The sequence below is a fragment of the Streptomyces ardesiacus genome (assembly GCF_003112575.1).
In the GTDB taxonomy this organism is placed as follows: domain Bacteria; phylum Actinomycetota; class Actinomycetes; order Streptomycetales; family Streptomycetaceae; genus Streptomyces; species Streptomyces ardesiacus.
On record NZ_BEWC01000002.1, the window covers coordinates 418366 to 438905 of the forward strand.

Below are 20540 nucleotides of genomic sequence, written 5' to 3' on the forward strand. Positions count from 1 at the left end.
TGTCCGGCTTCCCGTGCCGCGGGCGTGAACAGTGAGTCCACATGGACGACCTCGACGACATGGACCACCGGATCGTCACCGCGCTCAGAGCCTGCGGCACCGACCCGCGCGTCGCGGGTGCCGCGCGCGCCCTGTCCTGGGCCGGGGAGCACGGCGCGCTGTGGCTCGCGGGCGGCCTCGCCGCGGCCGCCGTGGACCCGCCCCGGCGCACCGCCTGGCTGCGCGGCACCGCGCTCACCGCCGGCGCCCACGTCGTCAGCATGGGCGTCAAGCGGATCGTGCGCCGCCCCCGGCCCGCGCACGTCGTCCCCCTGGTGCGTACCGCGGGCCGGCACTCCTTCCCCAGCTCCCACGCCACCTCGGCCGCCGCGGCCGCCGTCGTCTTCGGCGGGCTCGGAGTGCGGGCCGCCTGGCCGCTCGCCGCCGCCGTGTGCGCCTCCCGGCTGGTCGCCGGCGTCCACTACCCCTCCGACGTCGCGGCGGGCGCCGCCCTCGGCGCGCTCACGGCCCGTCTCGGCACCCACTGGATGCGCGGAGGCTCCCGTGACTGACACCGCCGTCACCGGCACCGGCACCGCGGTCCTGCGCCCACGCGCCCCGGAACAGGGGAAGGAGCCCGCACGGCCCCGCGCGCGCGGCGTCCTCGCCGGGCTGCTGCGCACCGCACGCCCCCGGCAGTGGATCAAGAACGTCCTGGTCGTCGCCGCCCCGGCCGCCGCCGGCGAGCTGTTCTCCCGCCACGCCCTCGGCCGGCTCGCGCTGGTCTTCGCCCTGTTCACCGCCTGCGCCGCCGCCGTCTACCTCGTCAACGACGCCCGCGACGCCGAGGCCGACCGGGCCCACCCCGTCAAACGGCACCGCCCGGTCGCCGTCGGAGACGTCCCGGTGCCGCTCGCCTACGCCGTCGGGTGCTTCCTGGGCGTCCTCGCGCCCGTCCTCGCGGCCTGGCTGTGCCCGCCGCCCGTCGCGGCCCTGCTCACCGCCTACCTGGTGATGCAACTGGCGTACTGCGTCAGCCTCAAGCACGTCCTGGTCGTCGACCTCGCCGTCGTCACCACCGGCTTCCTGATGCGGGCCATGGTCGGCGGACTCGCGCTCGGCATCCCCCTGTCGCGCTGGTTCCTCATCACGACCGGCTTCGGCGCCCTGTTCATGGTCGCCGCCAAGCGCTACTCCGAAGCCCTGCAGATGGCCGGGAAGAAGGGCGCCACCCGGGCGCTGCTCACCGAGTACACCACCGGCTACCTCCGCTTCGTCTGGCAGCTCGCCGCCGGTGTCGCCGTCCTCGGCTACTGCCTGTGGGCCATGGAGGAGGGCGGCGTCCCGCACACCAGCGTGCTGCCCTGGCGCCAGCTCTCCGTGATCCCCTTCGTCCTCGCCGTCCTGCGCTACGCCGTCTTCGCCGACCGCGGCACCGCCGGCGAACCCGAGGACGTGGTGCTGCGCGACCGCGCCCTCGCCCTGATCGGCCTGGTCTGGCTCGCCATGTACGGCCTGGCGGTGGCCAATTGGTAGCCGGCCGACGCGAACTGCTGGGCTTCGCCCTCGCCGGACTGCTCGCCTACGCCGTCGACCTCGGCCTCTTCACCTGCCTGCGCGGCCCGGCCGGACTCGGCCCGCTCACCGCCAAGGCCCTCTCCTTCGTCGCCGGGTGCTCCGTCGCCTACGCGGGCAACGCGCTGGGCACCTACCGCCACGTGAGCCGCCCCCGGGGCCTGCGCCCCTGCGCCGTGTTCTTCGCCGTGAACGCCGCCGGCGCCGCCGTGCAGCTCCTCTGCCTGGCCGTCAGCCACTACGGGCTCGGCCTCACCTCGCAGCGCGCCGACACCGTCTCCGGCGCCGGGGTCGGGATGGTCCTGGGCACGATCCTGCGCTTCTGGGGCACAAGGACACTGGTCTTCCGGTCCGGCGAGGAACCGGCCGGCCGGACGGGATCATGGAACGGGACGAGCGGGGGCAGGGTCGGATCATGGACTGGCTGAAGAAGCTCCCCGTCGTGGGGCCCTGGACCGCCCGCCTGATGACCACGCACGCCTGGCGCTCGTACGAGCGGCTCGACCGGGTGAAGTGGTCCCGGCTGGCCGCCGCCATGACCTTCACCAGTTTCGTCGCGCTCTTCCCGCTGCTCAGCCTCGCCGCCGCGCTCGCCGCCGCCACGCTCGACAAGCAGCAGCAGACCAAGCTCCAGGACAAGCTCGCCGAGCAGATCCCCGGCATCTCCGACCAGCTCGACATCCAGGGCCTCGTCGACAACGCCGGCACCGTCGGCGTCATCGCCGCCCTCCTGCTGCTGTTCACCGGCATGGGCTGGGTCGAGGCCACCCGGGGCTGTCTGCGGGCCGTGTGGGAGCTGCCCGACGAGGAGGAGAACCCGGTCCTGCGCCGGGCCAAGGACGCGGGTGTCCTCGTCGGCCTCGGCGGCGCGCTGCTGATCACCGTCGGCATCTCCACCGTCGCCTCGGCGCTGGTCGGCTGGATCATCCGCACCCTCGGCCTCGCCCAGGGCGGTGTCGGCGGTGTCCTGCTCTACGTCGCCGCCTTCGCCGTCGCCGTGCTCGCCGACTTCCTGCTGCTGCTGTACGTGCTGACCCTGCTGCCCGGCGTCCAGCCCCCACGCCGCCGCCTGGTGGTGGCCGCGCTGATCGGCGCCGTCGGCTTCGAGCTGCTCAAGCTGCTGCTCAGCGGCTACATCCAGGGCGTCGCCGCGAAGAGCATGTACGGCGCCTTCGGCGTCCCCGTCGCCCTGCTGCTGTGGATCAACTTCACCACCAAGCTGGTGCTGTTCTGCGCCTCCTGGACGGCGACGGGCAGCAAGGAGCAGGAGCTGGGCGGCGAAGGCGTCACGGACGGGTCCGGCGGCGCACCAGGTCCGGCAGCGGCCACTTCCGGTTGATCAGGAACACGCCGCCCGCGAGCAGCACCAGCACCCCGGCCGTGATGCCGGCCGCGACGCCGACCCCGCTGGAGCCGCCCGGAGCCGTGGCACCCGCCACCGGCTTCGTGCCGCCCGTGCCCTTCCCGGTGCCGCCGGCCTCGCCGGAGGACCCGGCCGAGGGGCTCGCCGCGGCGGCGCTCCGGGGAGGCACGAGCTGCCCCACCGGACGCGCCTTGCCGGACGCCTTGAAACCCCAGTCGAACAGGCGGGCGGTCTCCTTGTAGACCTCGTTGTGGTCGTCCTTGGCCGGGTTCATCACGGTGACGAGCAGCACCCGGCCGTCCCGCTCGGCGACGCCCGTGAAGGTGGATCCCGCGTTGGTGGTGTTGCCGTTCTTCACGCCCGCGATGCCCGGGTAGACCTCGACGTCGTAGTCGCCGGCCAGGAGCCGGTTGGTGTTCTGGATCTCGAAGGGCTTGCGGCTCGTCTTCCCCTTCTTGTCCTTCGTCGTCTCGCCCGGGAACTTCGCCCGGACGGTCGAGGCGTACTCGCGGAAGTCCTTCTTCTGCAGCCCCGAACGGGCGAACAGCGTCAGGTCGTACGCGGAGGACACCTGCCCCGGCATGTCGTAGCCGTCGGGGCTGGCCACGGTGGTGTCGAGGGCCTGCAGTTCCTCGGCGTGCGCGTTCATGTCCGCGACGGTCTTGTCGACACCGCCGTTCATCGCGGACAGCACGTGCACCGCGTCGTTGCCGGAGCGCAGGAAGACGCCGAGCCACAGGTCGTGGACGGTGTACGTCTCCTCCTCCTTGATGCCGACCAGGCTGGAGCCGGCACCGATGCCCGCGAGGTCGGACACCTCGACCTTGTGCTTCGTGGTCTTCGGCCACTTCGGCAGCAGCGTGTCCGCGAACAGCATCTTCAGCGTGCTCGCCGGGGCCAGCCGCCAGTGCGCGTTGTGCGCGGCCAGCACGTCGCCCGACTCGGCGTCCGCCACGATCCACGACCGGGCGGTGAGGTCCTTCGGCAGCACCGGCGCCCCGCCCGCCAGGTCCACCTGCGTCCCGGGCCTGCCGAGCCGGGCGCCGCCCACCGTCGACATCGACGCCGGAGGAGTGGCCGACGGACTCGCCGACGGTCCGGGGGCGGCGAGTGCGGCGGGGGAGAGGAGGGCGAGGGCGGTCAGGGCGGCGGCGGTGACCGTCAGGGAGCGCCTGAGGGCCTTCTTGGGAGCGGGCACGAGCGGAAACGTACCCCCCTCGATCGGATCGGTCCCACTCCCCTCCCCACCCCGCGCACGGATCCGGACAGCGGACGGCGATACTTGACGCATGAAGCTCAGCCGCCCCGTCTCCTGGTTCCTGCTCGCTTTCGGGGTGTGGAGCTGGATCATCTGGATCACTTTCGTCAAAAACCTGGTCAAGGACGGCAGCGGGCTCGCCTTCGAGGACGGCGACCCGACGGCGTACTTCTGGGTGCACCTGCTGCTCGCGATCGTCTCCTTCGTATTGGGGACGGTCGTCGGGGTCATCGGGTTGCGCGGGGTGCGCGCACTGCGCCGAACGTCATAGGCGTCGAGGACGTCACAACCGAGGGGATACGACGGCATGGTGGTCGTCTTCGTGCTGGTCGCGTTGCTGATGGTGGGCGTCCTCGTGACGGCCAACTGGTACGTGTGGCGGCGCCTGTTCCGCGACACGACCCGTGCTCCGGGACCGGTGCGCCGGATCGGCGCGGCGGTGATCGCCGGGGGCTGGCTGCTGGCCGTCGGCGCGCTGGTCGCGGAGCGCACGGGCGCCCCGTTCTGGCTCCAGCGGGTCCTGGCCTGGCCCGGCTTCCTGTGGCTGGCCCTGTCGATCTACCTGCTTCTCGCGGTACTCGCGGGCGAGGTCGTCCGGCCGCTGCTGCGGCGGTTCCTGGAGCGCGGGGCGCACGCACGGCGCACCGAGGAGGCGGCGGAGCCGGCGGTCTCCCCGGCGGCGGACACCTCGCGCATACCGGCCGGGACGGCCCCGCCGAAGGCGCCCGAGACGCCTCAGGCGCCCGAGGCGCCCGGGACGCCTCAGGCGCCCGAGGCTTCCGGGGGGTCCGGGGCTTCGGCCCCGAGCCCCCTCGCCGTCCCCTCCCGCCGCCTCTTCGTCTCCCGCGTCGTCGCCGGTGCCGCGGCCGCGGCGGCCGTCGGGACGGTCGGCTACGGCACGTACGGCGTGCTGAGCGGACCCAAGGTGAAGCGCGTCACCGTGCCGCTCGCCAAGCTTCCCCGCGCGGCGCACGGTTTCCGCATCGCCGTCGTCAGCGACATCCACCTGGGCCCGGTGCTCGGCCGGGGCTTCGCGCAGAAGGTCGTCGACACGATCAACTCCACGCAGCCCGACCTGATCGCCGTCGTCGGCGACCTGGTCGACGGCAGCGTGAAGGACCTCGGCCCGGCCGCCGCCCCGCTGGCCGGGTTGAGGGCCCGGCACGGGGCCTACTTCGTCACCGGCAACCACGAGTACTTCTCCGGCGCCGAGCAGTGGGTCGCCGAGGTGCGGCGGCTCGGCCTGCTGCCGCTGGAGAACGCCCGCACCGAACTGCCCCACTTCGACCTCGCCGGCGTCAACGACGTGGCGGGCGAGGACGAGGGCCAGGGTCCCGACTACGGCCGGGCCCTCGGCGACCGGGACCGCTCCCGCGCCTGCGTGCTCCTCGCCCACCAGCCGGTACAGATCCACGACGCCGTCGACCACGGCGTCGACCTCCAGCTCTCCGGCCACACCCACGGCGGCCAGCTCTGGCCCGGCAACCTCATCGCGGGCGCCGCCAACCCCACGCTGGCCGGCCTGGAGCGCTACGGCGACACCCAGCTCTACGTCAGCCGCGGCGCGGGCGCCTGGGGCCCGCCCACGCGGGTGGGGGCGCCCTCGGACATCACCGTGATCGAGCTGGCGTCCCGTCAGGCCTGACCGTCGGGCCCGCCGGACCCGGTGGTCCCGCCGGGCTTGCGGGCGGCCGGGTCGGGCATCACCTTCGTCATGCCCGGCAGGAAGTCCGTGAACAGCTCGTGCACCTCGCGCACCAGCGGGCGCAGCACCCGGAAGCGGGCCAGCACGACGCCCCGCGCGGTGAGCCGGGCGCCGCGTTCGGCGAGGCGGTAGCTGCGCTCGCGGCCCTCGGTGCGGTCGAAGATCCAGTACAGGACGAGACCCATCTGGGAGAGCCACATCAGCTCGGGCAGCACGTCCCGCAGCTCCTCGGGCACCTTGGTCTTGGCCCCGGCGAGCACCGCGCGGTGGATGCTGATGGCCTCCACGCGCGCGTGCTCCGACTCCGGGGAGAAGGGACTGAGCGGGCTGTCCGGGTCGGCCGCGTTCTTGAAGAACTGCACCGCGAACTCGTGGTACGGCGTGGCGATGTCCAGCCACACCTTCAGCACGCCCGCCAGCCGTGCCTCCAGGTCGCTCTCCCTGGCCAGGACGTCACGGACCGCCGCCTGGTGCTCGGCGGCGATCCGGTCGTAGAAGCCCTGGATCAGGTGCTCCTTGCCCGCGAAGTAGTAGTACGCGTTGCCGACGGAGACCCCGGCCTCCTGGGCGATGGCCCGCATCGTCGTCCGGTCGTAACCGCGTTCCTGGAACAGCCGCATGGCCGTCTCCAGGATCAGGGCGCGGGTCTGCTCGGACTTGCTGAGGTGGGCGCCGTCGTCGGCGCCGTCGCGGGTCGCAGGCACGGGTCCAGAGCCTATCCAGTGGCGCAGGCGCCGTCGTCACAGCCCGGCCCGGTGTAGATCCACCCCACCTGCGGCTCGTAGGTCCACCCGTCCGCGCGGAGGTACCCGCCGCCACCCCACTGCCGCTGCCCGGCGCGCCACTGGGCGGCGGCCAGGACGGCCCCCCGGGCCAGCACCGCGCCCTTGGGCGTACTGAGCCGGTGGGCGAGCCCGCGGTACCGGCGCAGCGCCCACAGGACGACGACCCAGGCGGCGGCGCCGCGGTAGACCTGCCCGGCGTCGCCGACGGCGGTGACCTCGTCGAGGGTGGCCCCGTGGTCGAGCCCGGGGAAGCGCCGGCGGGCCTCGTCGGAGGCGGCCGGGACCAGGTCCAGCGGTACCAGCCGGGGCTGGCGCAGCAGCCAGTCCCGCACATGGGTGCACAGGGCGCATTCGGCGTCGTAGAGGACGGTGAGCCGGCGCACGGGGGCGCCGGCCGTCGTCCCGGGGGCGGGAGCCACCGGCTCAGGCCCCGGCCGTCGGGGCCACCCAGCCCTGCGGCGGCACCGGGGGCACCTGCTCCCGCTCCATCAGGCCGCGGCGCCGGATCCTGTTGAGCACGTACACGTTGCCCAGGTGCATCACGCCGAGCACCAGCAGCACCACGCCGAGCTTGGTCGAGAGCGCCTCGAAGATGCCGCGGGTGTCGGCGATGGTCTCGTCGCCGCTCAGGTAGAGGGCGACGAAGCCGAGGTTCACCAGGTAGAAGCCGACCACCAGGAGGTGGTTGACGGCGTCCGCGAGCTTCTCGTTGCCGTGCAGCACGTCGGAGAGGAAGACCCGTCCGTTGCGGCTGAGCGTGCGGGCCACCCAGACGGTCAGACCGATGCTGACGACCAGGTAGATGACGTAGGCGATGACGGTGCGGTCCATGCCCCACCCCTTCTTGAACGCGTTCAAAACGCTGACGGGGATGACTGTAGACCTGTTTTTGAACGCGTTCAAGCGGGATGCGGGAGAGCCTGGGGCTCAGGGACGACGGCCCAGTTCCGGGCGCTTGGAGTAGTCCGTGAGGCCGATGACGTTGCCCCACGGGTCGGCGAACTCGACGGTCCAGCCGGTGGCCACGGGGAACGGCTCGTCGAGCGGCGGCACCCCCGCCTCGCGCAGCGCACGGGCGGCCAGGCGGGCGTCGGTGACCTCCAGCCACACCCGCGCGGAGGGCCACATCGGCGGCTGGCGCCCGAACTCCTCCTCCACCCGCAGCAGCAGCCCCGGCGTCTCGACGCCCACCTTCAGCAGGGCGATCCCGGCCTCGTCGAGCCGGTAGGCGACCGGGAACCCGGCCCGCTCGTAGAACCCGACGGCCTCGGCGAGGTCCCCGACGGGCAGCAGTACGTTGTCGAACCCGAGCAGTTCGTACGACTCGTCATCTGACATGGCGTCAGGCTAGGACGGTCATCGCCCGGATCGGCCGATTGTCAGCCCTCGTCGGGCGTGCTCTTCGGCCGTCCGGCGGCAAGGATCGCGCCGACGTCCAGCGTGACCTCGGCCCCGAGCGAGTCGGGGAGGGTGACGGTCTCACCGGGGGAGTGGACGCGGTGGGTGGAGTAGTCGGCGCAGTCCGGGTCGGTCAGGACGTGGAGGCGCTGGTGCTTGCGGTCGACGATCACGTAGACGGGCACCATGGCGGCGGCGTAGGCGGTCACCTTCGTCTTCAGGTCGTTTCTCCAGTTGCTGGAGGTGACTTCGAGGACGAGGCGGAAGCAGACCGGGTCGTAGCAGTTGTTCTCGACGAGGTGGTCGTCGACGTCGGCGTCCACGACCGCCAGGTCCGGGACCGCGTAGTCCTCGGCGTCCATGGGCAGCCAGAGGCCGATGCCCTGGTGCACCTCGGTTCCTCCGTCGTCAAGCCCTGCGGCGATGAACGGGCGCATGAGTCTGGTCAGGGCCCGCGAGTGCGGAACGTCCGGTGGCGGGGTCACGAGGAGCTGGCCTCCGATGATCTCGACGCGGTAGCCCGGGAGCCGGTCCATGATGCGGTTCGCCTCCGCGATCAGCGGAAGGTCGCCGTGGGGCAGCTCTACGGATGCTGCGGACATCGCGTGCCTCCTAGGGGCTGGTGTCGAGGCCATCATCGTAGGACGGAGGGGAGCCGTACGGCCCGTCGCGGACGGGTTCACCCGATGGTGTGGCATATGCCAGAGGGCCCCGCTTCCAGGGGAAACGGGGCCCTCGCGGCCGTGAACCGGCGTACACCGGCGGAGTCAGAAGCGGCGCGTGATCAGCGCTCGCTTCACCTCCGCGATGGCCTTGGTGACCTCGATGCCGCGCGGGCAGGCGTCCGTGCAGTTGAAGGTCGTCCGGCAGCGCCACACGCCGTCGCGGTCGTTCAGGATCTCCAGCCGCTGCTCGCCGGCCTCGTCGCGCGAGTCGAAGATGAAGCGGTGGGCGTTGACGATCGCGGCCGGGCCGAAGTACTGGCCGTCGTTCCAGAACACCGGGCACGAGGACGTGCAGGCGGCGCACAGGATGCACTTGGTCGTGTCGTCGAAGCGCTCGCGGTCCTCGGCGGACTGCAGGCGCTCACGCGTCGGCTCGTTGGTGTCCTTCGTGATCAGGAAGGGCATCACGTCCCGGTACGCCTGGAAGAACGGCTCCATGTCGACGACCAGGTCCTTGAGGACCGTCAGGCCCTTGATGGGCTCGACCGTGATCGGCTTCTCGGGGCTGAGGTCCTTGATCAGCGTCTTGCAGGCGAGGCGGTTCTTGCCGTTGATCCGCATGGCGTCCGAGCCGCAGATGCCGTGCGCGCAGGAACGGCGGAAGGTCAGGCTTCCGTCCAGGTCCCACTTGATCTTGTGCAGCGCGTCGAGGACACGCTCCTTCGGGTCGATCTCCAGCTGGAAGTCTTCCCAGGTCGCCTCGGCCGCGACCTCCGGGTTGAACCGGCGGACGCGGAAGGTGACCGTGATGTACGGGGAGTCGGCGAAGCCGGGCTCGGGGGCCGAGTCGTTCTTCTCCATGACAGGGGTAGCCATCAGTACTTACGCTCCATCGGCTGGTAGCGGGTCTGGACGACCGGCTTGTAGTCGAGCCGGATGGACTCGGTGCCGTCGTCGCCCACCTCGCGGTACGCCATGGTGTGGCGCATGAAGTTGACGTCGTCGCGGTTGGGGAAGTCCTCGCGGTAGTGACCGCCGCGCGACTCCTTGCGGGCGAGCGCGGACACCGCCATCACCTCGGCCAGGTCGAGCAGGTTGCCCAGCTCGACGGCCTCCAGCAGGTCGGTGTTGAAGCGCCGGCCCTTGTCCTGGATCGACACGTTCTTGTAGCGGGCGCGCAGCTCGGCGATCTTCTCGACGGCCGTCTTGATCGTCTGCTCGGTGCGGAACACCATGACGTTGGCGTCCATGCACTCCTGCAGCTCGCGGCGGATCGTCGCCACGCGCTCGGTGCCGGTGGAGGAGCGCAGCCGCTCGATCTGCTCGACGACCTGGGCCTCCGGGTCCTCGGGCAGCTCGACGAAGTCCGCCTTGTGGGCGTACTCCGCGGCGGCGATGCCCGCGCGGCGGCCGAAGACGTTGATGTCGAGCAGCGAGTTGGTGCCCAGGCGGTTGGCGCCGTGCACGGACACGCAGGCGACCTCGCCGGCCGCGTACAGGCCGGGGACGACGGTGGTGTTGTCCGCGAGGACCTCACCCTCGACGTTGGTCGGGATGCCGCCCATGGCGTAGTGCGCGGTCGGCTGGATCGGGATCGGGTCCGTGTAGGGCTCGATGCCGAGGTAGGTCCGCGCGAACTCCGTGATGTCGGGCAGCTTGGCGTCGAGCTGCTCCGGCGGGAGGTGGGTGAGGTCCAGGTAGACGTGGTCGCCCTCGGGACCGCAGCCGCGGCCCTCGCGGATCTCCGTGTAGATGGAGCGCGAGACGACGTCGCGGGAGGCGAGGTCCTTCATGACCGGCGCGTACTTCTCCATGAAGCGCTCGCCGTCCTTGTTGCGCAGGATGCCGCCCTCACCGCGGGCGCCCTCCGTCAGCAGGATGCCCATGCGCCAGATGCCGGTCGGGTGGAACTGGAAGAACTCCATGTCCTCCAGCGGCAGTCCGCGCCGGTACACCGCCGCCTGGCCGTCACCGGTCAGCGTGTGGGCGTTCGACGTCACCTTGAAGAACTTGCCGGTGCCGCCGGAGGCGTAGATCACGGACTTTGCATGGAAGACGTGGATCTCGCCGGTCGCCAGCTCGTAGGCCACCACGCCGGCGGACTTCTTGACGCCGTCGACCTCGGTGATCAGCTGGTCCAGGACGTAGAACTCGTTGAAGAACTCCACGCCCTCCTTCACGCAGTTCTGGTACAGCGTCTGGAGGATCATGTGACCGGTGCGGTCGGCCGCGTAGCAGGAGCGGCGGACCGGGGCCTCGCCGTGGTTGCGGCTGTGACCGCCGAAGCGGCGCTGGTCGATCGTGCCGTTCGGCGTGCGGTTGAACGGCAGGCCCATCTTCTCCAGGTCGAGGACCGAGTCGATGGCCTCCTTCGCCAGGATCTCGGCGGCGTCCTGGTCGACCAGGTAGTCACCGCCCTTGACCGTGTCGAAGGTGTGCCACTCCCAGTTGTCCTCCTCCACGTTGGCCAGCGCGGCGGCCATGCCGCCCTGCGCGGCGCCCGTGTGGGAGCGGGTGGGGTAGAGCTTCGTCAGCACGGCGGTGCGGCTGCGCTTGGTCGACTCGATGGCCGCGCGCATGCCGGCGCCACCGGCGCCGACGATGACGGTGTCGTACTTGTGTACCTTCATGATTTTCGCAGCCCCGTGCCTAGCGGATGTTCGGGTCGAAGGTGAAGATCACCAGCGTGCCCAGCAGGATGGTGAACACCGTGGCGGTGTAGAGCAGGCCCTTGAGCCACAGGCGGGTGTTCGTGCGCTCCGCGTAGTCGTTGATGACCGTGCGCAGGCCGTTCGCGCCGTGCAGCATCGCGAGCCAGAGCATCGCGAGGTCCCAGACCTGCCAGAACGGCGAGGCCCAGCGGCCCGCCACGAAGGCGAAGCCGATCTTCGAGACGCCGCCGTCGAGGACGAGCTGGATCAGCAGGTGACCGAGGACCAGGACGACCAGCACGACGCCGGACAGGCGCATGAAGAGCCAGGCCACCATCTCGAAGTTGCCCCGGGTGGACTTCGGGGTCTTCTTCGTGCGGGCGCGGGGCGGCTCGATGAGCGGCGCCGGGTTGTCGGGCGTGTACAGGGACGCGCCCTCGACGGGGCCGATCCCGGAAGCGGGGGATTCAGTCGTGGACATTGGCGTCAGCTCCCGAACAGTTCACGAGCGGCGTGGCCGAGGACGGGGTAGATCGCCCCGAGCATCAGCACGACCCACAGGGCGACGACGGTCCAGAGCATCTGCTTCTGGTAGCGGGCGCCCTTGACCCAGAAGTCGACGGCGATGACACGCAGGCCGTTGAGCGCGTGGAAGAGGATGGCGGCGACGAGGCCGTACTCCAGCAGCGCGACGATCGGCGTCTTGTACGTGGCCACGACGGTGTCGTAGGCCTCGGGGGACACCCGCACGAGAGCGGTGTCCAGCACGTGAACGAACAGGAAGAAGAAGATGAGGACGCCGGTGACTCGGTGAGCCACCCAGGACCACATTCCTTCCCGGCCGCGGTACAGCGTTCCAGCCGGCACGGAAATTTCCTCCGGGAGCGGGGATTGGGGCCGCGCCGGCTTTCCTTGTCGGTCGGGCCCGGCCGGGTACGGTCCACCGGCCCCCAGCATGGTAGCGACGGTTGCCTGCGGCGCTTACGGGGGGCCTGGTTGTGTGATCAAAGTTGCACTCAAAGGAGCAGTGGGGCGGAGCGGGGGCGGCTGCGGGGGTGGGGTTTGCCCTGAATGCCGGGTGCGCGCCGTCCGTGACCGGTCGCGCCCCGCGCCGAAGGCGCTGACGTCACCTCAGGGTGGTGCTCAGCCGTGTCCTTGCCAGGCGCCGGAGTTCCTCCGCCGCCACCAGGCGCTCCTCGTCCAGGTCGTTGCTCAAACGTGACCGGATGGCCGTCAGGACGTGGTTCAGGGTCTCGTCCGGGCTCACGGTGGCCAGGCTGATGACGAACGCGTGTCCGAAGCGGGATGCGTAGGCGGCATGGGCCGCGCTCAGTGCCGTATGGGCCGCCGCGTAGGTGCCCTCCGGCAGGGCGGGCGGCGTCTCCGCGGTCAGGGCCTCGGCCAGGTCCTCCGGGGTGAGGTCGTAGGCGGCCTCGTCCGCTGCCGCCAGGAGGGCGGTGAGGTCCGGGTAGGGGCGGTGGGCGGTGAGGCGGTGGGCCCAGGCGGGGCTGTTCAGGCAGGCGAGGAGGGTGCGGGTGGCCTCCTCGGCCGGGGCCGCGTTGAAGCGGTCCAGCGGGGTGGCCGTTGCCGGTGTGGCGCGTGTTTGCACCGGTACCGGTATGGCCACTCGGCGGGGGAGGTCTGGGAGACGGTGCGCAGGCAGCGTGTGTCCTCGTGGGCTTCACGTGTGTGTCGGCAGGGGATTGTGCGAAAGATGTGGCGTCACGTTATCGAGTGACGGCAACACGTGTCCGTCCGATGCCCGAATTTCACCCGAACGGGAGAGTTTCAGAACATGTGGTGGACGCATGACGGCAACGGCGGCCCTAGGTTGGCGCTGTGAGCCAGCACGGAAGCCGGACACCGGCGCACAAGGTGAGACAGCGGGCCGTGATCGCCGGCGCGGTGGTCGCCGCCCTCGGCGTGGGAGTGGGCCTGTGGGCCACCGGCGAGGGTGGTGACGGCGGCGGCCGGGAAGGGCCGGCGACCCGCTCGGACGAGGCGGCCGCGCCCAGTCCCAGCCGGACCTACCCGCTGTCGAAGGCACCGCGCACCATACCCGCCGTACGGGAGCACACCGCGGCCCGGGGCCCGGGGTGGCAGCCGGCGAAGGGGCACCGGGTCGTCGTCGCCGACGCCGGTCTCGCCGACGAGGGGAAGCTGGTCGCCGGCGAGCTGGGGATGACGTACGCGGGCCAGAAGGGCGACGCACGCGCCGGGGACCTGCTGCTCGACGTCAAGGCCGACAAGGGCGCGAATCCGGAGTCGTACACCATGACCGTGCGCGACGGGCGCGTCACCGTCACCGGGCCCGCCGAGGCCGGCGTCTACTACGGCACCCGCACCCTGAAGCAGGAGGTGGACGGCGGCGGCACCGCGCCGGAGGGCGTGGTGAAGGACGAGCCGGCCAAACCGAAGCGCGGCTTCTCGCTCGACATCGCCCGCAAGCACTACAGCGCCGACTGGATCAAGGACCGGATACGCGAGCTGGGCGACCTCAAGTTCAACGAGCTGGGCCTGCACTTCTCCGACGACCAGGCCTTCCGCATCGAGTCCGACTCGCACCCCGAGATCGTCTCGGACGAGCACCTGACCAAGGCCGAGACGAAGGAGATCGTCGATCTCGCCGCCTCGCGCCACATCACCGTCGTCCCCGAGATCGACTCGCCCGGCCACCTCGGCGCCGTGATCGCCGCCCACCCCGACCTCCAGCTGCGCAACGCGCAGGGCAAGGCGACGCGCGGCGCCATCGACATCTCCAAGCCGGAGGCCGCGAAGATCGTCGACGACCTGCTGAACGAGTACGCCGACCTCTTCCCCGGCTCCCAGTTCCACCTCGGCGCCGACGAGTACCAGGCGCTCGTCGTGCCCGACCCCGAGGCGTCCTACCCCACGCTGGCCGCCGCCGCCCGCAAGGCCTACGGCTCCGGCGGCACCGTCGCCGACCTCACCACCGGCTGGCTCAACGGCCGCGCCAAGACGGTCATGGCCCACCACCGCACCCCGCGCGCCTGGAACGACGGCTTCTTCAAGGACACGTCCGTCGAGCCGCTGAAGGACATCAAGGTCGCCTACTGGACCGGCAAGGAGATCGGCGCCCGCCCGCCCACGCAGTACCTGGGCGAGGGCCGCCAGGTCATCAACTACAACGACGAGTTCCTCTACTACGTGCTCGGCGAGCCGCAGACCTTCGTCTACCCCACCGGCCAGCGCATCTACGAGCAGTGGACCCCGCGCGTCCTGCGCGGCACCACGGCCGTCGACGCCAAGTACGACAAGCAGATACTCGGCGGGAGCTTCGCCGTCTGGGGCGACTTCCCGAACGCCCAGACCCAGGCCCAGGTCGCCGAGGGCATCCGGCTGCCGCTGGCCGCGACGGTCCAGAAGCTGTGGGACCCCGGCAAGCCCGAGTTGTCCTGGGCGGACTTCAAGTCGCTGGCCGACCGCCTCGACTGACGCCCCGGGCCCGGCCCACCGGCGCCGATTGGCCGATCCGGCTGCGAACGGCCGTACGGCTGTGGTGGTCTTTTGACCGAGCCGAACCGACACGCCGGGGGGAGCCGGGACATGGGCTACTGGGGGTACTTCGTCGTCGGCCGCGCCGAGCGGCCGCTCGCGGAGCTGGCGGCGCCGGCCGTCGCCGCCGACATGACCCTGCGCCGGAGTGCGCCGGGCGGGTGGCAGGTGTGGGAGTTCCCGGGCGGTGACGGAGACATCGGGAACATGAACGACCTGGCCGGGCAGACCGGCGCGCCCGCGCTGTTCGGGTACGTGATGGACAGCGACTGCGTGGTCGTGGAGGCGGCGGCGCCCGAGAGCGGGGCCTGGACGACCTGCCTGGCGCGGACCGCGATGGCCGGGTACCTGGGCGCCGAACGGGACGGGCTCACCCTGGAGGACTACTTCCTGGAGCCCCGCGACGCCGCCGAGCGCGCCGTCGCCTGGGCCGCGGAGGCCGGGTGCGCCGCGAGCGCCGGGGAGCTGGCGGAGGTGCTGGCGGACGACCCGGACGCCGGGGAGGGGGCGGACGGGGCCCCCGGGCCCGGGGGCGAGCGCGGTCCCGTGGCCGAGGACCTCTTCTTCCGCCTCCTCGACCGCCTGGGCGTCGTACCGCTGTGACCCGGGGGCGCCGTGGCGCCCGGGGTTTTCCTGTGACACTTCCGTCCGTGCGGACGCTGATGACCTTGGGGGGCGGGCTCACCCGAGCACGCGGAGGACTCGGTACGGACGAGGACGGTTCTTGGGCCAGCGAGGGGAACCGCGCCGCGTGCAGGCGCACGACGGGGAACTGGGCGCGGCGGTCGCGCGGGCCCAGGACGGTGACGAGGCCGCCTTCGCGGTCGCCTACCGGTTCGTGCAGCCCGGCCTGCTGGGCTACCTGCGCGGGCTGGTCGGGGACGACGCCGAGGACGTGGCGGCGGACGCGTGGCTGGAGATAGCCCGTGACCTGCGGCGCTTCCGGGGCGACGGCGCCGGCTTCCGGGGCTGGACGGCGACGATCGCCCGGCACCGGGCCCTGGACCACCTGCGGCGCCTGAAGGTGCGGCCCCGCTCCACGGCGACGGAGCAGGACGTCCTCGACCTGCCGGGCCCGCACTCCACGCACGAGCAGGCCCTGGAGACGCTCTCCACACGGACCGCGCTGGACCTCGTCGCCGGGCTGCCGCGGGACCAGGCCGAGGCCGTACTGCTGAGAGTCGTCGTCGGCCTCGACGGGCCGTCCGCCGCCCGTGTGCTCGGCAAGCGGCCGGGCGCGGTCCGCACGGCGACGTACCGGGGGCTGAGGCGGCTGGCCCGGCAGCTCGGCGCCGACGGTGTGACGGATGACGGCCCCGGCACGCTGGGGGAGTCGACATGAGGGACGCCGAGCACGGCGGCCCGGCGGACCGGGCGGGAGCGGAGGCGGACATGGCCGTACGGCACGGGCGGGGCCGCGGCGCCGGTCCCCGGCCCGCCCCCGGCGACGCCCCGGAGGCGGAGGTACTGCTCGCCGCGGCGCTGCGCGAGGAGGGCGCCGACGCCGAGGGCGAGCGGCGTGCCGTGGCCGCCTTCCGGGCCGCCCGGGACGCGGAACCGGGGCGGGCCGCGCGGAGGCGGCGCCGGGACGACTGGCGCCCGCGCAGCGGGTGCCGCCCGGGACGCTCGCTGAAGACCGTCCTCTCGGTCCTGCTGGCGAGCCTCACCCTGGGCGGTGCCGCCTACGCGACCATGGGCGGGGGCGGCTCGACCGCGCACGACGGCGGCCCGGTCCGCACACATCCGGCCACCGCCACGGCCACCGCCACAGCCACCGCATCCCCCGACACCCCCGCCTCCGACGGCGCCTCCGCCGAGGTCCCGGTCCGGCCGGACGCCGCCCCGTCCGCCGCCACGCCGCCTCCCGCGCGGGAGACCGCCACGCCTCCCGCGTCCCCGGACCGTCCGGCCCCCGCCCGGGACACCGAGGCCCACTGCCGTGCCTACGAGCGGGTGGCGGGCCGCGGCGGGGCACTGGACGCCACGGCCTGGCAGCGGCTGGTCACGGCGGCGGGCGGCGCGGAGCACGTCGGGGCCCACTGCGCCGGGCGGCAGACCCGGCCGGGTGCGCCGGGAAGCCCGAACGCCGCGGGCGGGAGCACGGGCGGCAACGCCACGGGACAGATGCCCGGCCGGGACCAGTAGTCCCCTGCCGGGGGCGATCGCGGCGGCCGAGGCAACGGCCGGGGCCGCCACCCCCCACAGGAGAGGCCCCGGCCGTCGCGCGGCACGGGCCGCGCGGCGGCCCGTACTCCCTTCAGCGCCGTGCCCGCGATTTGTGTCACACCCCGCCGCGTCACGGGTTAGTTGCATCTTGTACGGCAAGGCGATGAGGACGTGGACGAGTGGCGGTTTCAAGACGTAACGTGCCATTCGCGCCGATGCAGCGGGGGGCTCGCTCCCGCGACGGGGTTGCGGGCGACCACCGCGGTCCTCGGCCGGGCAACCACCACGACGGCGAGGACCACGTCCGCGAGAGCGGCGCCGGTACAGGCGCAGAAAGGCCTTCTCGGTGCTGGGGGACGACGCGGAGCTGACCGCCGCGGTGCGTGCGGCACAGGCCGGGGACGAGACCGCGTTCCGGGCCGTGTACCGCGCCGTGCATCCGCGACTGCTGGGGTACGTGCGCACGCTCGTCGGCGATCACGACGCCGAGGACGTGGCGTCGGAGGCCTGGCTGCAGATCGCCCGCGACCTGGAACGGTTCGACGGCGACGCCGACCGGTTCCGTGGCTGGGCCGCCCGCATCGCCCGCAACCGCGCGCTCGACCACATCCGCATGCGCGGTCGCCGGCCGGTGATCGGCGGCGACGAGACGGAGCTGACCGGCAGGCCCGCGGAGTCCGACACCGCGGGCGAGGCCATGGAGGCACTGGCCACCGGCAGCACGCTCTCCCTCATCGCCAGGCTGCCCCAGGACCAGGCCGAGGCCGTCGTCCTGCGCGTGGTGATGGGCCTCGACGCCAAGAGCGCCGCCGAGACGCTGGGCAAGCGGCCCGGGGCCGTCCGCACGGCGGCGCACCGCGGGCTGAAGCGCCTGGCCGAGCTGCTCGGCGGCGATCCGGAATCGGACGGCGGGCTGGACGCCCTGCCGCCGCAGCGAGAACCGCGCGGCCGCGCGGTGACGTCCGCGAGTGTGACGCATACGCGTGCGCGGACGCAGAAGGACATGTGATGGCCGACGAGCAGGACGAGTGGCTGGACCGCGAAACGGCGGAGATCTTGCTGCGCGGAGAGCCGCTGGAGGCCCTGGAGGGCACCGACCCCGCGGCCCGCGACCGGGCCGGACGACTCGTCGCCGCCCTGGGTGCGCTGGCCGTCCCACCGGCTCCGACCGGCGAGGAACTCCCCGGCGAGGCCTCGGCGTTGGCGGCCTTCCGCAAGGTGCAGGCCGAGCGGGCCGACGCGTCGGCGGGTGCGCGGGCCGCCCTCGGACGCGGCACCGCCACCGGCGCCTCCGACGCCGGACTCGTCCGCATCGGCCCGCCCGGCGACGGCACCCGGCGTGCGCGCTGGAGCCGTCCCCTGCGCTTCGGGCTGGCCGCCGCGCTGACCGTCGGCATGGTCGGCGGGGTGGCGGTGGCGGCCGGAACCGGAGTACTGCCGACGCCGTTCGACGGCACCGATCCGGAACCCGCCGCGACCGTCTCGGCCGCCGCCTCCCCCGACCGTCCCTCCGCTCCGCCCTCGCCGCTGGACGGCGTGCAGGGCGGGGCGGAATCCGGCTCCCCCTCGGGCGGGCCCGGCGGGGAGACCGCCCGGGACGGCGACGGCACCGAGGACCGCGGCGCCGACGGCCGGGACCGGGACGGCTCGGAGGGACGGCGTTCGAACCTGGCCGCGTCCTGCCGCAAGGTCCGGGCCGGCCAGCAGCTCGACGCCGCCCACCGGCGCGCGCTGAAGGAGGCGGCCGGGGGAGCGTCGCGGGTCGGGAAGTACTGCGGCAACCTCCTCGCCGGAACGCCCGCCGGTACCGGCACCCGGGACGGCGCGGACCACGGCGACTCCGGAGCGGCGACCTACGAGGGCGAGCTCCGCAAGGACACCGGCGAGGGCCAGGACGGCAAGGGCGACAACGGCAAGGGGAACAGCGGCAACAGCGGCAACGGGAACAAGGGCGGCAAAGGGAACAAGAGCAACAGCGGCAGCAGTGGGAACACGGTCGACAAGGGGAACAAGGGCGGCAAGGGCAACGGCGGCCAGGGAAACCAGGACGACGACGGTGACGACGGCGGCAACGGCAACGGCGATGACGACGACGCCGACATAGCCCCGCCCGCCCACGGCCCCTCCCGGCCCCACGGCCCGCACGCCCCGTCGTCCCACGAGCCCCGCCCGCAGCAGCCGGCGCCCGCCTACGCACCCCGCGCCGCGTCCTCCACGACGGCCGCCTGACCTGCGCTTTCGTACATGCCGAAGATTCCCTCGCCGAGGGTGTGACACTTTCGGACGCCGCAACGCAGTAATGAGTGAAGCCGACTGGTCATCGGCTTTCTGCACCGAGCCGGGGTTCCCCCCGTACCTGCGGCTCGTGCACCTCGGCGCGGGCGGGACACGTTCCCCCGGTCCCGCCCGCGCCCCCTTCGCCTCATCGGTACACGACGACCTTGTCGCCGTTCCTCACCTGCGCGTAGAGGCCGGCGATCGCCCCTTCGTCCCGCACGTTGACGCAGCCGTGCGAGGCACCCGCGTAGCCCCGGGCCGCGAAGTCGTAGGAGTAGTGCACGGCCTGGCCGCCGCTGAAGAACATGGCGTAGGGCATGGCCGAGTCGTAGAGCGTCGACCAGTGGTGGCGGGACTTCCAGTAGACCTGGAAGACGCCCTCCCTGGTCGGCGTGTGCATGGAGCCGAAGCGCACGGACATCGTCGACACGGTCCGCCCGTCGATCATCCAGCGCAGTGTCCGGCTGGACTTGCTGATGCACAGCACCCGGCCGGTCGTGCAGCGCGGGTCGGGCGCGGCGGCGGGCTGGCCGCCCATCAGGTACAGCTCCCACGTGCCCGGTTCGTGCGACATCGCGAGCAGCCGCTGCCAGGTGACGGTGTCCGTCCGGCCGGTGCGGGGCAGTCCGCGCTTGCCCTGGAAGCCGCTGACCGCGCGCTCGGTCAGGTCGTCGTACGTCCCGGTCGGTCCGTCCACGAGCCACTCGACCTGCCGCAGCCGGGCCTGCAGCTCACGGACGTCCCGGCCGGAGTCGCCCCGCTTCCACAGCACCCTGGCCGCCTTCGACGGCGCGGGCGGCGGCGGGCCCGAGGAGCGGCGGTCCCCGGGCGGCGTGCTCCCGGGCGGGGCCGCGGTGGTGACGTCGATGCGCACCGGCGCGTGCCCCGTGCCGTCCGGCCCGGTGCCCTGCACGGTGCAGCCGCCCGCCAGCAGTACGGTCCCCAGGGCGACCGCGGCCGCCCGACCCGTGTTCCCCGTGTCCCTCACGCGCATCACGGCCCCCCTGCCGTCCCACGGCCCCGCACCGACGTCCTCCTGAGTGGTTCCCCCGGATGACGCGCCGCGAACGGAGGGGCATCGTTGTGACCGGGACCGCACGGAGGTTGTGAGGAAGGTCCCAGCGTGCGCCTCTCCACCGGGTGCACGCGCGCGGATACAGTCCGTCGAAGTGCCGGACTGTACCGGCGGGTAAAGGGCGGGC

24 protein-coding genes are annotated in these 20540 nt (G+C 72.7%); 12 read left to right on the forward strand and 12 right to left on the reverse strand.

Features of this window, described 5'->3' with window-relative positions; genetic code table 11:
• The first annotated feature begins 41 nt into the window (after nt 1–41).
• Genes Sdi02f_RS08925 through Sdi02f_RS08940 form a run of 4 tightly spaced genes read left to right on the forward strand, consistent with a single transcriptional unit; the run spans nt 42 to nt 2893 of the window.
• Nucleotides 42–551, forward strand: coding sequence for a phosphatase PAP2 family protein (locus tag Sdi02f_RS08925; RefSeq protein WP_030400337.1), 510 nt, complete (start codon nt 42–44; stop codon nt 549–551).
• The gene (locus Sdi02f_RS08930) at nt 544–1515 is read left to right on the forward strand and encodes a decaprenyl-phosphate phosphoribosyltransferase (protein ID WP_108933054.1); all 972 of its coding nucleotides are present in this window, start codon (nt 544–546) and stop codon (nt 1513–1515) included. The genes Sdi02f_RS08925 and Sdi02f_RS08930 overlap by 8 nt, the downstream gene beginning before the upstream one ends.
• Entirely contained in the window at nt 1509–1982 is a 474-nt protein-coding gene (locus Sdi02f_RS08935) for a GtrA family protein (RefSeq protein WP_030400339.1), read from the forward strand. The genes Sdi02f_RS08930 and Sdi02f_RS08935 overlap by 7 nt, the downstream gene beginning before the upstream one ends.
• Nucleotides 1970–2893 (forward strand): YihY/virulence factor BrkB family protein, encoded by a 924-nt coding sequence (locus Sdi02f_RS08940; protein WP_275404464.1) that lies wholly within the window; start codon nt 1970–1972, stop codon nt 2891–2893. The genes Sdi02f_RS08935 and Sdi02f_RS08940 overlap by 13 nt, the downstream gene beginning before the upstream one ends.
• Here Sdi02f_RS08940 and Sdi02f_RS08945 read toward each other — a convergent pair.
• Nucleotides 2841–4115, reverse strand: a complete 1275-nt coding sequence (locus Sdi02f_RS08945) for a D-alanyl-D-alanine carboxypeptidase family protein (RefSeq protein ID WP_368668281.1) — start codon at nt 4113–4115, stop codon at nt 2841–2843. The two genes, Sdi02f_RS08940 and Sdi02f_RS08945, sit on opposite strands and share 53 nt — an antisense overlap.
• Nucleotides 4116–4206: 91 nt before the next feature.
• Here Sdi02f_RS08945 and Sdi02f_RS08950 point away from each other — a divergent pair, with 91 nt between their 5' ends.
• Both Sdi02f_RS08950 and Sdi02f_RS08955 read left to right on the forward strand, forming a co-directional pair.
• The gene (locus Sdi02f_RS08950; RefSeq protein WP_003974124.1) at nt 4207–4446 is read left to right on the forward strand and encodes an SCO4848 family membrane protein; all 240 of its coding nucleotides are present in this window, start codon (nt 4207–4209) and stop codon (nt 4444–4446) included.
• 36 nt (nt 4447–4482) lie between these two features.
• On the forward strand, nt 4483–5820 hold the full coding sequence (locus tag Sdi02f_RS08955) for a metallophosphoesterase (RefSeq protein ID WP_030400342.1): 1338 nt from the start codon (nt 4483–4485) through the stop codon (nt 5818–5820).
• Here Sdi02f_RS08955 and Sdi02f_RS08960 read toward each other — a convergent pair.
• From Sdi02f_RS08960 to Sdi02f_RS09005, 10 genes are all read right to left on the reverse strand, one after another.
• Nucleotides 5811–6584, reverse strand: coding sequence for a TetR/AcrR family transcriptional regulator (locus Sdi02f_RS08960; protein ID WP_030400343.1), 774 nt, complete (start codon nt 6582–6584; stop codon nt 5811–5813). The genes Sdi02f_RS08955 and Sdi02f_RS08960 overlap by 10 nt on opposite strands.
• A gap of 11 nt (nt 6585–6595) precedes the next feature.
• A complete protein-coding gene (locus tag Sdi02f_RS08965; protein ID WP_108933056.1) occupies nt 6596–7084 on the reverse strand; it encodes a thiol-disulfide oxidoreductase DCC family protein in 489 nt (162 codons plus the stop codon).
• Nucleotides 7085–7088: 4 nt separating this feature from the next.
• Nucleotides 7089–7496, reverse strand: coding sequence for a hypothetical protein (locus Sdi02f_RS08970; RefSeq protein WP_030400345.1), 408 nt, complete (start codon nt 7494–7496; stop codon nt 7089–7091).
• 96 nt (nt 7497–7592) lie between these two features.
• Nucleotides 7593–8003 carry a VOC family protein gene (locus tag Sdi02f_RS08975; RefSeq protein WP_030400346.1) on the reverse strand — a complete coding sequence of 137 codons (411 nt, stop codon included), beginning with the start codon at nt 8001–8003 and terminating at the stop codon, nt 7593–7595.
• Nucleotides 8004–8044: 41 nt separating this feature from the next.
• A complete protein-coding gene (locus Sdi02f_RS08980; protein ID WP_030400347.1) occupies nt 8045–8665 on the reverse strand; it encodes a Uma2 family endonuclease in 621 nt (206 codons plus the stop codon).
• A 165-nt stretch (nt 8666–8830) separates the two neighbouring features.
• Nucleotides 8831–9604: a succinate dehydrogenase iron-sulfur subunit gene (locus Sdi02f_RS08985; protein WP_030400348.1), complete on the reverse strand. Its 774-nt coding sequence runs from the start codon at nt 9602–9604 to the stop codon at nt 8831–8833.
• Nucleotides 9604–11358, reverse strand: a complete 1755-nt coding sequence (gene sdhA, locus Sdi02f_RS08990) for a succinate dehydrogenase flavoprotein subunit (RefSeq protein WP_030400349.1) — start codon at nt 11356–11358, stop codon at nt 9604–9606. Before sdhA ends, Sdi02f_RS08985 begins: the two co-directional genes overlap by 1 nt.
• Nucleotides 11359–11377: 19 nt before the next feature.
• Nucleotides 11378–11860, reverse strand: a complete 483-nt coding sequence (locus tag Sdi02f_RS08995) for a succinate dehydrogenase hydrophobic membrane anchor subunit (protein WP_030400350.1) — start codon at nt 11858–11860, stop codon at nt 11378–11380.
• Between the two features lie 5 nt (nt 11861–11865).
• Nucleotides 11866–12246: a succinate dehydrogenase, cytochrome b556 subunit gene (gene sdhC / locus Sdi02f_RS09000; RefSeq protein ID WP_003974113.1), complete on the reverse strand. Its 381-nt coding sequence runs from the start codon at nt 12244–12246 to the stop codon at nt 11866–11868.
• A gap of 259 nt (nt 12247–12505) precedes the next feature.
• Nucleotides 12506–12988 carry a 2-oxo-4-hydroxy-4-carboxy-5-ureidoimidazoline decarboxylase gene (locus Sdi02f_RS09005; protein ID WP_037824538.1) on the reverse strand — a complete coding sequence of 161 codons (483 nt, stop codon included), beginning with the start codon at nt 12986–12988 and terminating at the stop codon, nt 12506–12508.
• 230 nt (nt 12989–13218) lie between these two features.
• On the opposite strand from Sdi02f_RS09005, the gene Sdi02f_RS09010 reads away from it, so the two are divergent.
• From Sdi02f_RS09010 to Sdi02f_RS09035, 6 genes are all read left to right on the forward strand, one after another.
• Nucleotides 13219–14835 carry a beta-N-acetylhexosaminidase gene (locus Sdi02f_RS09010; RefSeq protein WP_234319847.1) on the forward strand — a complete coding sequence of 539 codons (1617 nt, stop codon included), beginning with the start codon at nt 13219–13221 and terminating at the stop codon, nt 14833–14835.
• A gap of 111 nt (nt 14836–14946) precedes the next feature.
• Nucleotides 14947–15498 carry a hypothetical protein gene (locus Sdi02f_RS09015; protein ID WP_030400353.1) on the forward strand — a complete coding sequence of 184 codons (552 nt, stop codon included), beginning with the start codon at nt 14947–14949 and terminating at the stop codon, nt 15496–15498.
• A 121-nt stretch (nt 15499–15619) separates the two neighbouring features.
• Nucleotides 15620–16237 carry an RNA polymerase sigma factor gene (locus tag Sdi02f_RS09020; RefSeq protein WP_063829936.1) on the forward strand — a complete coding sequence of 206 codons (618 nt, stop codon included), beginning with the start codon at nt 15620–15622 and terminating at the stop codon, nt 16235–16237.
• Complete coding sequence (locus tag Sdi02f_RS09025; RefSeq protein ID WP_053639098.1) at nt 16234–17040, forward strand: hypothetical protein; 807 nt, start codon at nt 16234–16236, stop codon at nt 17038–17040. The genes Sdi02f_RS09020 and Sdi02f_RS09025 overlap by 4 nt, the downstream gene beginning before the upstream one ends.
• Nucleotides 17041–17407: 367 nt before the next feature.
• Nucleotides 17408–18070 carry an RNA polymerase sigma factor gene (locus Sdi02f_RS09030; RefSeq protein ID WP_031086899.1) on the forward strand — a complete coding sequence of 221 codons (663 nt, stop codon included), beginning with the start codon at nt 17408–17410 and terminating at the stop codon, nt 18068–18070.
• A complete protein-coding gene (locus Sdi02f_RS09035) occupies nt 18070–19290 on the forward strand; it encodes a hypothetical protein (protein WP_108933057.1) in 1221 nt (406 codons plus the stop codon). Before Sdi02f_RS09030 ends, Sdi02f_RS09035 begins: the two co-directional genes overlap by 1 nt.
• Nucleotides 19291–19483: 193 nt before the next feature.
• Here the strand turns inward: Sdi02f_RS09035 and Sdi02f_RS09040 are convergent, their stop codons facing one another.
• Entirely contained in the window at nt 19484–20332 is an 849-nt protein-coding gene (locus Sdi02f_RS09040; RefSeq protein ID WP_108933272.1) for a L,D-transpeptidase family protein, read from the reverse strand.
• Nucleotides 20333–20540 lie beyond the last annotated feature (208 nt).

Excerpts from the sequence above, each read along its gene's own strand:
- Sdi02f_RS08925 (WP_030400337.1), top strand. The coding sequence starts at position 42 with ATGGACGACCTCGACGACATGGACCACCGGATCGTCACCGCGCTCAGA.
- Sdi02f_RS08940 (WP_275404464.1), top strand. The coding sequence starts at position 1,970 with ATGGACTGGCTGAAGAAGCTCCCCGTCGTGGGGCCCTGGACCGCCCGC.
- Sdi02f_RS08950 (WP_003974124.1), top strand. The coding sequence starts at position 4,207 with ATGAAGCTCAGCCGCCCCGTCTCCTGGTTCCTGCTCGCTTTCGGGGTG.
- Sdi02f_RS08955 (WP_030400342.1), top strand. The coding sequence starts at position 4,483 with ATGGTGGTCGTCTTCGTGCTGGTCGCGTTGCTGATGGTGGGCGTCCTC.
- Sdi02f_RS08970 (WP_030400345.1), bottom strand. The coding sequence starts at position 7,496 with ATGGACCGCACCGTCATCGCCTACGTCATCTACCTGGTCGTCAGCATC.
- Sdi02f_RS08975 (WP_030400346.1), bottom strand. The coding sequence starts at position 8,003 with ATGTCAGATGACGAGTCGTACGAACTGCTCGGGTTCGACAACGTACTG.
- Sdi02f_RS08980 (WP_030400347.1), bottom strand. The coding sequence starts at position 8,665 with ATGTCCGCAGCATCCGTAGAGCTGCCCCACGGCGACCTTCCGCTGATC.
- Sdi02f_RS08985 (WP_030400348.1), bottom strand. The coding sequence starts at position 9,604 with ATGGCTACCCCTGTCATGGAGAAGAACGACTCGGCCCCCGAGCCCGGC.
- sdhA (WP_030400349.1), bottom strand. The coding sequence starts at position 11,358 with ATGAAGGTACACAAGTACGACACCGTCATCGTCGGCGCCGGTGGCGCC.
- Sdi02f_RS08995 (WP_030400350.1), bottom strand. The coding sequence starts at position 11,860 with ATGTCCACGACTGAATCCCCCGCTTCCGGGATCGGCCCCGTCGAGGGC.
- Sdi02f_RS09015 (WP_030400353.1), top strand. The coding sequence starts at position 14,947 with ATGGGCTACTGGGGGTACTTCGTCGTCGGCCGCGCCGAGCGGCCGCTC.
- Sdi02f_RS09025 (WP_053639098.1), top strand. The coding sequence starts at position 16,234 with ATGAGGGACGCCGAGCACGGCGGCCCGGCGGACCGGGCGGGAGCGGAG.
- Sdi02f_RS09035 (WP_108933057.1), top strand. The coding sequence starts at position 18,070 with ATGGCCGACGAGCAGGACGAGTGGCTGGACCGCGAAACGGCGGAGATC.
- Sdi02f_RS09040 (WP_108933272.1), bottom strand. The coding sequence starts at position 20,332 with ATGCGCGTGAGGGACACGGGGAACACGGGTCGGGCGGCCGCGGTCGCC.